We start from the raw sequence: 266 nt of genomic DNA on the forward strand, positions 1-266 counted from the left end.
TGCGGCGCGCCTCCGCGGACCGCAACCTGCTGCTCGGCGACCCGGCCTTCGTGGAGAACCCGGTCGACCGGCTGCTGTCGCCGGCCTACGCGGAGACGCTCCGGGCCTCGATCCGCCCGGACCGGGCGACCCCGTCGGCGGAGATCCGGCCGGATCCCGGCCCGGAGACGCGGGAACGGCCCGAGACCACCCATATCTCGGTGATGGACAGGGCCGGCAACGCGGTCGCGCTGACCTACACGATCAACGGCTATTTCGGCGCCGGG

At 73.7% G+C, this 266-nt stretch carries 1 protein-coding gene; it reads left to right on the top strand.

Annotated features, from left to right (window positions below; all coding sequences use genetic code 11):
• A partial coding sequence (locus tag KZZ06_RS21070; RefSeq protein WP_219581898.1) for a gamma-glutamyltransferase occupies positions 1-266 on the top strand: 266 nt, incomplete at both ends.

Origin of the sequence: Sulfitobacter sp. CW3 (assembly GCF_019392245.1) — a bacterium.
Taxonomy (GTDB): Bacteria; Pseudomonadota; Alphaproteobacteria; order Rhodobacterales; family Rhodobacteraceae; genus Sulfitobacter.